General features: G+C 65.0%; 11 protein-coding genes. 9 read left to right on the top strand and 2 right to left on the bottom strand.

The window, feature by feature from the left end; genetic code table 11:
• Positions 1-383 precede the first annotated feature (383 nt).
• Together bfr and EXV95_RS08495 are read right to left on the bottom strand one after the other, a co-directional pair.
• Positions 384-860, bottom strand: a complete 477-nt coding sequence (gene bfr / locus EXV95_RS08500) for a bacterioferritin (protein WP_055398627.1) — start codon at positions 858-860, stop codon at positions 384-386.
• Between the two features lie 182 nt (positions 861-1042).
• Positions 1043-1861 (bottom strand): FTR1 family protein, encoded by an 819-nt coding sequence (locus EXV95_RS08495; RefSeq protein ID WP_255484965.1) that lies wholly within the window; start codon positions 1859-1861, stop codon positions 1043-1045.
• Between the two features lie 413 nt (positions 1862-2274).
• Here EXV95_RS08495 and ahpC point away from each other — a divergent pair, with 413 nt between their 5' ends.
• The 9 genes from ahpC (at position 2275) to EXV95_RS08450 (ending at position 12663) form a co-directional block, all read left to right on the top strand.
• Positions 2275-2850 carry an alkyl hydroperoxide reductase subunit C gene (gene ahpC, locus EXV95_RS08490; RefSeq protein WP_055398629.1) on the top strand — a complete coding sequence of 192 codons (576 nt, stop codon included), beginning with the start codon at positions 2275-2277 and terminating at the stop codon, positions 2848-2850.
• Between the two features lie 162 nt (positions 2851-3012).
• Positions 3013-4632 (top strand): alkyl hydroperoxide reductase subunit F, encoded by a 1620-nt coding sequence (ahpF, locus tag EXV95_RS08485; protein WP_176886505.1) that lies wholly within the window; start codon positions 3013-3015, stop codon positions 4630-4632.
• Positions 4633-5120: 488 nt separating this feature from the next.
• Positions 5121-5852: a hypothetical protein gene (locus tag EXV95_RS08480; RefSeq protein WP_176886504.1), complete on the top strand. Its 732-nt coding sequence runs from the start codon at positions 5121-5123 to the stop codon at positions 5850-5852.
• A gap of 261 nt (positions 5853-6113) precedes the next feature.
• On the top strand, positions 6114-8321 hold the full coding sequence (locus EXV95_RS08475) for a TonB-dependent hemoglobin/transferrin/lactoferrin family receptor (protein WP_176888998.1): 2208 nt from the start codon (positions 6114-6116) through the stop codon (positions 8319-8321).
• 51 nt (positions 8322-8372) lie between these two features.
• Positions 8373-8720 carry a hypothetical protein gene (locus EXV95_RS08470; RefSeq protein WP_176886503.1) on the top strand — a complete coding sequence of 116 codons (348 nt, stop codon included), beginning with the start codon at positions 8373-8375 and terminating at the stop codon, positions 8718-8720.
• Positions 8717-9844, top strand: a complete 1128-nt coding sequence (locus EXV95_RS08465; RefSeq protein ID WP_176886502.1) for a hemin-degrading factor — start codon at positions 8717-8719, stop codon at positions 9842-9844. The genes EXV95_RS08470 and EXV95_RS08465 overlap by 4 nt, the downstream gene beginning before the upstream one ends.
• A complete protein-coding gene (locus EXV95_RS08460) occupies positions 9834-10736 on the top strand; it encodes a hemin ABC transporter substrate-binding protein (protein ID WP_255484964.1) in 903 nt (300 codons plus the stop codon). The genes EXV95_RS08465 and EXV95_RS08460 overlap by 11 nt, the downstream gene beginning before the upstream one ends.
• Complete coding sequence (locus EXV95_RS08455; protein WP_176886501.1) at positions 10733-11815, top strand: iron ABC transporter permease; 1083 nt, start codon at positions 10733-10735, stop codon at positions 11813-11815. Before EXV95_RS08460 ends, EXV95_RS08455 begins: the two co-directional genes overlap by 4 nt.
• On the top strand, positions 11812-12663 hold the full coding sequence (locus EXV95_RS08450) for a heme ABC transporter ATP-binding protein (protein WP_176886500.1): 852 nt from the start codon (positions 11812-11814) through the stop codon (positions 12661-12663). The genes EXV95_RS08455 and EXV95_RS08450 overlap by 4 nt, the downstream gene beginning before the upstream one ends.
• The last annotated feature ends 62 nt before the right edge of the window (positions 12664-12725 follow it).

Raw genomic sequence — 12725 nt, 5'->3', positions numbered from 1 at the left:
GAAAGGCTCCAGGCAGTAGGTGTCGTACGGCAAACGTACAAACGCTGGCTGCAGCGGCGGAGAGCTCGGCTGACTGGCTGGCTAGGTGTTAAAGGGAATCACGGGACCTGCCCTTGCAGATCGGGAGCTGCAAGAAGGAATGGCCTTGGTCGTAAGAACGCATTCTACTTTTGTTGAGAAGCATTCGCATTTATAAAAATGCTATTTGCACTGGTTTGATGTGTGCTTGCAACAGCTTGTGACATGGGGGTAGGGCTGTGCTTCGCAGCCCCGTGCAATCGGCGGAACTTGGTGATGGCGTGGGCACAAAAAAACGGGCCTCGGCCCGTTTTTTGTTGTTCTTCTTGGTACTTTTCGTGGAGCGCTCTGGTGCAGTCTTGGCGTTACTCCACGTCACCCATCTGCGATTGCAGGTAGTTCTGCAAGCCCACCTTGCCGATCAGATCGATCTGGGTTTCAAGGAAGTCGATGTGCTCTTCGGTGTCGTCCAGGATCTTTTGCAGCAGGTCGCGCGAGACATAGTCACGCACCGTTTCACAGTGGGCGATGCCATCCTTGATGGTGGCCTGGGCGCCTTGTTCGGCGCGCAGGTCGCAGGCCAGGATCTCTGGTACGTCTTCGCCGACCTGGATCTTGGCCAAGTCCTGCAGGTTGGGCAGGCCATCCAGCGTGAAGATGCGGTCCATGAGCCAGTCGGCATGCTTCATCTCGCCGATGGATTCCGAATACTCCTTCTTGGCCAGCTTGTCGAAGCCCCAGTGCTTGAGCATGCGGTAGTGCAGGAAGTACTGGTTGATGGCCGTGAGTTCGTTCTTGAGCTGGGCCTGCAGATGGCCAATGACCTGTGCGTCACCTTTCATGGGGACTCCTTGTTGTGTTGTGTTGATTCGGCCCCGATTGTCGTGAGCCATATCAACACGCGCAAGGCATATCCCTGCTAGAGCGCGCTGGCTGCGTGTGAGGTTGATAGGCGTTCGCGTTCACCCGGTCGACCCTATCCGGCACGGTAGGCCCGATGGGGCTGCGCAGGCCGTGCGCGGGGCTATTGTGCGGCGCGTGGCGCGGCCGCCTGTGTGCCCATGGCGGTTGCGGCTGCAGACGATGGCGCCGTGCGCCGCTCACGCCAGTGCGCGAGGCCCAGCCATACCGTGGGCACCAGCACCAGGGCCAGCGAGATGGCCTGGGCAATGGTGCCTTCGGCCAGGTCTTCGGTGGCCGCATGCCAGTAAGCATTGTCGATGCCGGGTATCGCTGCGCCTTCGGTGAACTCATGGAACGCATACACCACCAGTTGCACCGCAAACACCGCCATGAACCACGACGTGACGCGGAAGAACCGCGCAAGGTTCACCGCGCGGCCGTAGCGCGTCCAGGCCCAGGCGATGGCAATGGCCAGCGCCAGGCCCGCCAGACCGCCCCAGGCCATGTAGCCCAGCTCGGCGCTGCGGGCCAGAGCGGCGAGCATGGTGGCGGTTTCCACGCCTTCGCGGCCGACCATGAAGAGGGCAAACAGGAACACCGCCACCCAGGCGCGCGGGCCTTCCAGCACACTGGCGCGGTCCATGCACTGGGCAATGTCCTGGCCCATGCCTTGGCCCGCACGGCGCATGTGCACCACGCACCAGGCCACGGTGGCGGCAGCCACCAGCGCCATGCCACCCTCGGCTGCGGGTGACAGCGCGCCCACCTGCGAGAGCACCCAGCCCAGCACCAGCGAGAGCAGGGCTGCCACGCCCACGCCCGCGCGCAGTGGCAGCAACAGGTGCAGGCGCCCGGTCTTGCGCAGGTACAGGGTGGCAATCGCCACCACCAGCAGGGCTTCCAGCCCTTCGCGGAAACAGATCAGAAGTGTTTGGAACATGGTGTTTGAGGTCTTTGCTATAAATTTATGAGCTGCTTGCGCTTATCAATAAAGCGCTACAGGCCGTTTTGACCAATATTTCAGAGGCGTCGAGCTTTGGCTGGCCCACTGCAGCAAAGTGGCCTGGGTGGTGTTGCTGCGGTGCGATAGATGATAAAACTAAACGCGAATCAGTTGTATTTAAATGTTTGATATGCCGCAAGGGTTGACCAGGTGGGCGGTGGTTTGTGCAGCGGCTTCGTGGCGGTTTTTGGGGGTTTAAAAGGGGGCAAAATGCCCGCCCCGGCCTGAGGGCAGGGTGTCACTGTATAGTCACAGGCAATTGATTCAATCAAATCAATTAATTGGATTGATGGTCTCGAAAGGCCTAGACTTCAGTCCTGTTCAGTTAACCAACCACTAAGGAAACAGCAATGTCCCTGATCAATACGCAAGTTCAGCCCTTCAAGACCACCGCTTTCGTCAACCGTGACGGCAAGGGTGAATTCATCGAAGTGACCGAGCAGTCCCTCAAGGGCAAGTGGTCCGTGCTGATCTTCATGCCCGCAGCTTTCACCTTCAACTGCCCCACCGAAATCGAAGACGCTGCCGACAACTACGCTGAGTTCCAGAAGGCCGGCGCCGAGGTCTACATCGTGACCACCGACACGCACTTCTCGCACAAGGTGTGGCACGAAACATCGGACGCCGTGGGCAAGGCCAAATTCCCCCTGGTTGGCGACCCAACGCACCAGCTGACCAACGCGTTCGGCGTGCACATCCCTGAAGAAGGCCTGGCGCTGCGCGGCACGTTCGTGATCAACCCCGATGGCGTGATCAAGACCCTGGAAATCCACTCCAACGAAATCGCCCGCGACGTGTCGGAAACCCTGCGCAAGCTCAAGGCTGCCCAGTTCACCGCCGCCAACCCTGGCCAAGTCTGCCCCGCCAAGTGGAAGGAAGGCGCCAAGACCCTGACGCCTTCGCTGGACCTGGTCGGCAAGATCTAAGCCGCTTTTCGATTCGGCCCCCAAAGCCGGACAGCGTCATGGCGCCAGTGCGCCATGCCGTCCGGCTTTTTTACGCCCGGACGTTGATATGCAGGCTTGAACTGCAGCCCTTTTGGCTTCAACCTTCCTCACACCACAACTCGAATTTCAAAGGACACCACCATGCTCGACGAACAACTCAAGACCCAACTCGCCGCCTACCTGGAGCGCGTGCAGCAGCCGTTTGAGCTGGTGGCATCCCTGGACGACAGCGAGACTGCGCGCGACATGCGCGAGCTGCTGACAACCATCCAATCCCTGCGCAGCGACAAGATCACCCTGCGTACCGATGGCAATGACGCCCGCAAGCCCTCGTTCAGCCTGCAGCGCGCTGGCGCCACCAACTCGCTGCGCTTCGCCGGCCTGCCCCTGGGCCATGAATTCACCTCGCTGGTGCTGGCCCTGCTGTGGACCGGCGGCCACCCGCCCAAGGTCGAGCAGGACGTGATCGACTCCATCAAAGCGCTGGACGGCGACTTCAACTTCGAGGTCTACATGAGCCTGACCTGCCACAACTGCCCGGACGTGGTGCAGGCGCTGTCGCTCATGGCCATCGTCAACCCGAAGATCAAGACCACCGTCATCGAAGGCGGCGCCTTCCAGCAGGAAGTGACCGAGCGCGAAATCATGGCCGTGCCCATGGTGTTTTTGAACGGCCAGGTCTTCGGCTCCGGCCGCATGACGATTGAAGAAATCGTCGCCAAACTCGACACCGGCGCCGCCGCCCGCGAAGCCGCCAAGCTCAGCGCCAAGGCCCCGTACGACGTGCTCATCGTCGGTGGTGGCCCCGCTGGCGCAGCGGCCGCCGTGTACGCCGCCCGCAAAGGCATCCGCACCGGCGTTGCTGCCGAGCGCTTTGGCGGCCAGGTCAATGACACGCTGGCGATTGAAAACTACATCTCGGTGCTCGAAACCGACGGCCCCAAGTTTGCCGCCGCACTCGAAGCCCACACCCGCGCCTACGGCGTGGACATCATGAACCTGCAACGCGCCGACAAGCTCATCCCCGCGGCCGAGCCAGGTGGCCTCATCAGCGTGCAGATGGCCAACGGCGCCACGCTGCAGTCCAAGACGGTGATCCTGTCCACCGGCGCCCGCTGGCGCAACGTGAACGTGCCCGGCGAAGCCGAGTACAAGAACAAGGGCGTGGCCTACTGCCCGCACTGCGACGGCCCGCTGTTCAAGGGCAAGCGCACGGCGGTCATCGGCGGCGGCAACTCGGGTGTCGAGGCTGCCATCGATCTGGCTGGCATCGTGGCCCACGTCACGCTCATCGAGTTTGCCGACCAGCTCAAGGCCGACGCCGTGCTGGTCAACAAGCTCAAGAGCCTGCCCAACGTGACCATCCACACCAACGCGCAGACCACCGAAATCACCGGCGCCGACGGCAAGGTCAATGGCCTCAAGTACAAGGACCGCGCCACCAACGTGGAGCACCTGGTGCCGCTCGAAGGCGTGTTCGTGCAGATCGGCCTGGTGCCCAACACCGAGTGGCTAAAGGGCACGGTGGAACTGTCCAAGTTTGGCGAAATCATTGTCGACTCGCACGGCCGCACCAACATCCCCGGCGTGTTCGCAGCGGGCGACTGCACCACGGTGCCTTTCAAGCAGATCGTGATTGCTGCGGGCGATGGATCGAAGGCGGCGCTGAGTGCTTTCGACCACCTGATCCGCATGCCGGTGGTGGCTGCGGCCGAAGGCGACAAGGCTCCCGAAGCGCAGCGCGAAGCCGTGGCGGCGTAGGACGGGGCAGGGCGGCGGGGGCGAGCTGGTTAGGGCCAGTGCTTTCGAGGCACACCCCAACTCCCCTCTCCCCTCGTGGGAGAGGGGCCGGGGGAGAGGGGGTGCCCGCATTCCCTCCGCGCCAGTTTCCCCCCCCCTCTCCCCAACCCTCTCCCGCGAGGGGAGAGGGAGTCATGCAGGGGGCATCTCAATCAAATCGGCCCCTGGCGCTTGATCGTAAGGCGCTAGCAGCTATCAAAATAAGAGCGACTGGATGTTTCGGCATCCGGTCGCTTTGCTTTTGGGCAAGCTGGATTATCGAAGTGCTCGAATCTTTGCAAGCCATCCAAGCGTGCTTCTCGTCTTATGGCTTGGAGGCACCGAAAATCTACTACGTCTTGGCGACATGAACCGCGCGTAGGGGGGGCTGGTTACTTGCAGTTGGCACCGCCAAGCGGAACCTGCAGATTTGTCTGGTCTACAGATGGGAAGCTCTTATGAAAAGAGGGATGAAACACGGCGTTTGTCGACTTTGCCTCGAAGAGGCGATGCTTCAGAACAGTCATATTTTTCCGAAGTCTGTCTCCAAGCCAATCCGTGGAGACAAGGGGCATATGTTGGAAATCACCGGTGAGGGCCGGTATGGCACAAAGCCGAGGCAAGACGGTTACAAGGAGCATCTGCTGTGCAGTGCGTGCGAGACTTTTTGCAATGATGAATACGAGAAACCGTTCAATGCGACGTGGCAATCAATCGCTCCGACCAACCCTTGGAAGAGGGGGCAAGTGATCCAGGCGAAAGTGGACTATGTCAAGTTCAAGCTGTTTCATCTGTTGAACCTATTCCGAGCCAGCATCTCCACGCTACCAGAGTTGGCAGGCGTGCAATTGGGGCCGCATGAAGACGTGTTGCGCAAGATGATCCTGAAGGGCGATGCAGGCAACTCTCAACGCTATGCAGTGGCGGGGCTTGTTCTCTATAGCCAAGTGGATGGGAGCTTGCTTGAGGCGAACTTTCATCCCAAGCGCATGCTCAGAGAGCGCCGCACGTCGTACACCATGTTCTACCTGAACACTGAATGGATCGTGCTGATCTCAGATGGTGGCGCGGAAAAGGTGCGGCGTTTGGCACTTCAAGAGGACGGAACGTTGATGCTGACAGGTCACCCCTGGCAGCAGCACCCAATCCGAGATGAAATATTCAGCAGAATCGCAGACAAAGAAGTGAATCCTTCGCCGTAACTTTGGTTTAGTTGCCGACTGCTACTTCGAGTGAGGTCCCGTTCGAATTTTGTTCTGTATTGAGAATTATTCTCATATAATTACACCCCATCAGCCAGCCACAACGGCCCATCCTTCTGCCCGCAGAAGCCAGGACCGTCTGCATGGAGCCAGCTCTGTATTCGTTGTCGTTTCAGAGAAGGACTCCCCTCCGTGGCGCAGGCATTCCGTTCCCCTCCGTTTTCTTCCCGGCGCGCACAGGCGCACGCCTCCGATCAATGGTTGCAAGGCCGTCTGCAGCCGCTTGCATGGCTGGTGGCCTGTGCATGTGTGACCATTGGCAGCGCACATGCGCAAGATGCTACCCAGTTGGTGGCTGCAGCGCCGCAGCTCAAAGAAGTGGTCATCAGCGGCTCGCGCAGCGAGCAGGACCGCGACGAGCTGCCCATGAGCATCGACGTGATCAATGCGCAGGCCATCGAGGAAGGCCAGGTGCGCGACATCCGCGATGTGGCGCGTGAGTTGCCCAATGTGTCGGTCACGCGTTCGCCCGCACGTTTCTCGCTGGCGAGTGGCTCCACCGGGCGCGAGCAGAACGCGGGCTTCAACATCCGGGGGCTCGAAGGCAACCGCGTGCTGATGATGGTGGACGGCATCCGCCTGCCGCGCAGCTACATCTTCAGCGCCAATGCCTTCGGCCGCGACTACCTGGACATCGGCCTGCTGCAGCGCGTGGAGGTGGTGCGCGGCGCCACCTCAGCGCTGTATGGCTCGGACGGCATGGCGGGCCTGGTCAACTTCATCACGGCCGAGCCCTCGGCATTCCTCGAAAGCGACAAGCACATTGGCGGCCGGGTGAGCTTGGGTTATGACGGCGACGAGCACGGCAAGCGCGTGGGCGCCACGGTGGCGGGCCGGGCGGGCGACACGGTGCAGTGGCTGCTGGGCGGCAACATCTCGCGCGCCAGCGAACTGGACAACATGGGCACCAACGATGCCGCCAATGCCGACCGCACCCAGCCCAATCCACAAAAGGACAAAAGCGGCGCTTTGCTGGGCAAGGTAGTGCTGACGCCCGGCGGCGGCCAACGCCATGTGTTCACGCTGGAGCATGTGGACAAGGCGTCCGACTACGAGCTGCTTACCGCACGCTCCAAGCCGCCGCTGGCCGCCACCTCGGTGCTGGACTCCACCTCATTCACCGACATGCAGCGCAGCCGCGCAACGTGGGAAGGATCGTGGCGCGTGAACACAGCCTTTGCCGACGATGTGAAGGCCACGCTGAGCTGGCAGGACGCCCATTCGCGCGAGTACATCACCGAAGACCGCAACACCGCCGCCGACCGCGTGCGCGACGTGACCTATGACGAGCGCACCTGGCAGGCCAACCTGCAGGGCAGCAAGGTGCTGCGCAACGGCGGGCCGTGGGTGCAGAAGATTACCTACGGGCTGGACTACACGGCGGCCAAGGTCGAGAACCTGCAGACCGGCGTGACGCCACCCACGGGCGAGACCTTCCCGCTCAAGCGATTCCCCGACACCACCGAGACCAGCACGGCCCTGTATGTGCAGGACGAGTTTGTTGCAGGCCCCTGGAGCATCACGCCCGGCGTGCGCTTTGACACCTTCCGCATCAAGGCCGACCAGGCGGGCTTTGGCGCGCAGGCGGTGTCGCTGTCGGGCAATGCGACCTCGCCCAAGTTCGGCGTGCTGTACCGTGCCAGCGAGCAGTGGAGCGTGTTTGGCAACTACGCGGCGGGCTTCCGTGCGCCCAATGCGGGGCAGGTCAACGCCTTCTTCGAGAACCCGGTGGGCAACTACCGCACGGTGCCCAACGCCAACCTCAAGCCCGAGAAGAGCCAGAACTTCGAGCTGGGCGTGCGCGGGCGCCTGGAGCGCCTGTCCATCGAGGCTGCAGCCTTCACCGGCCGCTACAAGGACTTCATCGAAGACCTGCGCCAGGTCAGCGGCACAGGCGCACCGGGCAACCCGCTGGTGTTCCAGTCGGTCAACATCGGTCGCGTCAAGCTCAATGGCTTTGAGGTCAAGGGCGACATGCGCTGGGGCCAGTGGGCGGGCGGGCAGTGGAGCTCTCCGTTTGCCTATGGCCAGACACGCGGTCGCGACACCACCACCGGCAAGCCGGTGAATACGGTGGATCCATCGCGCCTCACGGCGGGCCTGCGCTATGACAGCGGCGGCTGGATGGCGCGGCTGGACATGACCCACGCCGCCGCCAAGAAGGCCAGCGACGTGACCGTGGCTACCGGCAGCACGCAGTTCCTCACCCCGTCGTACACGGTGCTGGACCTGTCGGCCCAGTGGCGCATCCGCAAGGACCTCCGCTTGAACGCGGGCATCTACAACCTCACCGACAAAAAACACTGGCGCTGGGCCGACGTGCGCGGCCTCGCTGCCAACGCCAGTTTTGTCGATGCGTACAGCCAGCCGGGCCGCGCCGTGCGCGTGTCGTTGGTGGCGGATTTCTGAGCGCCCGTTCCCTGCTTTTCTATCCCCAGGCATCCACCCAAGGAGATCACCATGAGCCACGCTTCCCACCAGCCCAACACGGGCAGCCATGCCGACGAGGAATACAGCCTGCCCTGCGCCGAGGCGCTGCTGGCGGGCACCCTGGCGCTGATGACCGGCTATGTGCAGGCCTGCTGCGACAGCCACCGCGACGCCATGGGCCGCAAGATCGCGGCCAACCTGCAGATGCTGGCCGACGCCCAGGGCTTCACGCCGCACTTCCGCACCGTGGTCTGGAGCCTGCAAGGCCGCTGGGATCAGCAATGCAAGGCGCGCCAGGACGTGGCCGCCAGCGCCGCGATGGTGGCTGCCGAACAACGCCGCGTGCTGTGGCACACCGCGCCGGAGGCCGTGCAATGAATGCCGCTGTAACGAACCCCCCAAGCGCTCCGGCCCATCCGCCGCAGGCCGCCCCCGACATCCGTGAGCGGTTCGCCGCAGCCCGCGCAGCGGGCAAGCGTGCCAAGGACGCCGCCGAGAGCCTGGGGCTGTCGGAAGGCGCCGCCGTGGCCGCCCATGCGGGCGAGCACGGCCACCTGCTCAAGGCCCAGCCGCTGCAGGGCTCGTGGCTGGAACTGCTGCAGGCGCTCGAAGCCTGCGGCCCGCTGATGGCGCTCACGCGCAATGAGGGTACGGTGCACGAGAAAACCGGTGTGTACCAGCATGTCTCTGCCACCGGCCCGGTTGGCATTGCGCTGGGCGAAGACATCGACCTGCGCCTGTTCTTTGCGCAGTGGCATGCGGGTTTTGCAGTGACGGAGCTGGCCAACGACCCCGCCAAACCGCCATCGCGCAGCCTGCAGTTCTACAACGCGCATGGCCGTGCGGTGCACAAGATCTTCACGCGCGAAGCCACCGATCTGGCCGCTTTCGATGCGGTGGTGAGCCGCTTTGCACAGCCCAGTGCCGGCTATGTGTTCGGCAAGGCGCCCACACCGGAAGCGGCACGGCCCGACGCCGACATCGACGCCCAGGGCCTGCGCGAGGCCTGGGCCGCCATGCAGGACACGCACGAGTTCTTTGGCCTGACCAAAAAGTTTGCTGTGGAGCGCCAGCAGAGCTTTCGCCTGGTCGAAGGCCAGTTTGCCTGGCGTGCCGCACCGCAGGCCGTGGCCCGCCTGCTGGACGAAGCGGCGGTGGACGGCCTGCCCATCATGGTGTTTGTGGGTAGCGGCGGCTGCATCCAGATCCACACTGGGCCGGTGCGCAATATCCAGCCGCTTAACACGCCGCACGCGCAGTGGATCAATGTGCTGGACGCAGGCTTCAACCTGCACCTGCGCATCGACATGGTGGCCCACGTGTGGGTGGTCGAGAAGCCCACGGCCGACGGCATCGTCACCTCGGTCGAGGCCTTTGACCACACCGGCGAGCTGATGGCCATGTTCTTTGGTGCGCGCAAGCCCGGCAAGCCCGAACTGCAGGGCTGGCGCGACCTGGTGGCACGTTTGCCTGGCGTGCAGGAGCTGGCCCATGCTGCGTGATCCGATGGCCGTGCAAATCTTGGGGCCGGGTGGCGAGCGTCGGCGGCTGCTGCGCGGTGTGGTGGCGTGGCCCTTGTTGTCTGCGATGGGATCAGGGGCTGCGTGGGCCGCCCGCCCAGCGCGCATCGTCTCGCTGGGCGGCGCGCTGACCGAGGTGGTCTACCTGCTGGGCGCACAGGGCCAGCTGGTGGGCACCGACACCACCAGCCTGTTCCCCGAGGCCGCGCTGCGCACCGCCAAGGTCGGCTACATGCGCCAGCTCTCGGCCGAGGGGCTGCTGTCCCTCAAGCCCGACGCTGTGGTGGGCACCACCGAGGCCGGGCCGCCCGTGGTGCTGGACCAGGTGCGCAGCGCCGGTGTGCGCGTGGAGCTGGTGCATGCCGACCACACCTGGGACGAGGTGCGACGCAAGGTGGCCACCGTGGGCCGAGTGGCCGGCCGCGAGCGCGAGGCCCAGGCCCTGCAGACTGACCTGGATGCGCAGTGGGCGGCGGTGCAAAAGCAGGTGGCAGCCACCACGCGGAGCCCGCGCGCGATCTTCATCCTGTCGCACGGCGGCAGCCCCATGGTGGCGGGCACCGGCACGGCGGCCGATGCGCTGATCCGCTTTGCGGGCGCGACCAATGCCATCACCCAGTTTGCGGGCTACCGGCCCCTCACGGCCGAGGCCATGGCCAGCGCCGCCCCCGAGGTGCTGCTCAACAGCACGCAAGGCATCGAGGCGCTGGGCGGCGAGGCCGCGTTCTGGCAGCGGCCCGAGCTGGCCCTCACACCCGCGTTCCGCCGCAAGGCCCTGGTGGCCATGGAGGCCAGCCACCTGCTGGGCTTTGGCCCGCGCCTGCCCGCAGCCGTGCGTGAGCTGCACACCCGCACCCAGGCGATCACGGCGTGAGCAGCGTGGCCGTGGCGGAGCCAGCTGTGCGCTGGAGTCCCGGGCGCTTGTCGCCCCGCGCCGCGCTGGCCATCGGTGCGGCGCTGGTGGGGCTGAGCTTTGTCTGGGCCAGCACGCAGGGCGCGTATGCCATCGCACCCGCCCAGCTGTGGCAGGTGCTGCTGCAGGCCGTGGGCGCAGCGCCTACGGCCGAACAGGCGCCCGAATATCTGGTGTTCATCAACATCCGCCTGCCGCGCTTGCTGATGGGCGTGGCCGCCGGGGCGGGCCTGGGCCTGGCAGGTGCGCTGATGCAGGGGCTGTTCCGCAACCCGCTGGCCGACCCAGGGCTGGTGGGCGTGAGCAGCGGGGCCGCGCTGGCCGCCGCGCTCACCATCGTGCTGGGCAGCTACTGGCTGCCCGACATGCCGCGCACCCTGGGCAGCTGGGCGCTGGTGACCATGGCCTTTGGTGGCGGCCTGCTGGTCACGGCTCTGATCTATGGGTTAGCCCAGGCCGATGGTGGCACGCGCATGGGGCTCATGCTGCTGGCCGGGGTGGCCGTGAATGCGCTGGCGCTAGCGGGCCTGGGCTACCTCAACTTCATCTCTACCGACGAGCAGCTGCGCAACCTCCAGATGTGGCTGTTGGGCAGCCTGGGCGGTGCGCGCTGGAGCGCCGTGGCGCTGGTGGGGTCCATCGTGGCCGTGGCCTGCGGCATGGGCCTGGCGCTGGCCCGCCCGCTCAACGCGATTGCGCTGGGCGAGGCGCAGGCCGCGCTGCTGGGCGTGCCGGTGGAGCGCACCAAGCGCCTGGCCGTGCTGGTGACGGCGCTGGCCGTGGGCGCGGTGACGGCGGCCACCGGCATCATCGGCTTCATTGGCCTGGTGGCACCGCACTGGGTGCGCCTGGTGGCCGGGCCGGACCACCGCGTGGTGCTGCCCGGCTCGGCCTTGCTGGGCGCTGCGCTGGTGCTGGCGGCCGACGGCGTGGCGCGCACCATCGTGCAGCCCGCAGAGCTGCCGCTGGGCGTGCTCACGGCCTTCATCGGAGTGCCGCTGTTTCTGGCCATGCTGCGCCAGTTTCGGAGCAAGGTATGAGTGCCGCCGTCGCTTCCCCGGTCACCACCACCGCCGATCTGCTGGTGTGCGACCAGCTGGTTGTGGGCGTGCCCGGCAGGCCCTTGCTGGCCACCGTGCACACGCAGTTCGTGCCCGGGCGCGTCACGGCCATCCTGGGGCCCAACGGCGCGGGCAAGTCCACGCTGCTGGCCATGCTTTCGGGCCAGCGCGCGCCGCGCTCGGGCCATGTGTGGATGGGCGGGCAACCGGTGTCCGGCAAAGGCGCCCAGGCCCTGGCCCGGCAGCGCGCCGTGCTGCCGCAGGACACGGCCGTGGCGTTTGACTTCACGGTGAAAGAGGTGGTGGAGATGGGGCGCTTTCCCCACCGCCAGCAGCCCAGCCGCCACGAGGCGCGCATCGTGACCGAGGCGATGCAGGCCACCGGCGTGGCCCACCTGGCCGGGCGCAGCATCAACACCCTGTCGGGCGGCGAACGCGCCCGCAGCCACCTGGCCCGCGCGCTGGCCCAGATCTGGGAGCCCCTGCCAGGCAGCCCCGATTGCCCCGATGGCGCCACCCGCTGGCTTCTGCTGGACGAGCCCACCGCCGCCCTCGACCTGGCGCACCAGCACCACACGCTGGCCCTGGTGCGCCGCTGGGCGGTGGAGCAGGGCGTGGGCGTGGTCGCGGTGCTGCACGATCTGAACCTGGCCCTGCGCTACGCACACGACAGCCTGCTGCTCGCCCCGGGCCTGGCAGGCCCGCGCAGCGTGCACGCCACGGCCCACCTGCTCACCCCCGCCACCATCGCGCAGGTGTGGGGCGTGCACAGCACGCCAGTGCTGGCGGCCGACGGGGTGCCGCAGTACCTGGTGGCGGCTCGGTAGGCAGAAAAATAGGCGTAAAAATAGCCGCTAGCGCTTATGGGAAAATCGCTAGAAGCTCTCAA

Source organism: Acidovorax sp. JMULE5, from assembly GCF_013376875.1.
Classification (GTDB): Bacteria; Pseudomonadota; Gammaproteobacteria; order Burkholderiales; family Burkholderiaceae_C; genus Acidovorax; species Acidovorax facilis.
This window is presented reverse-complemented; position numbering and strand designations above follow the sequence as displayed.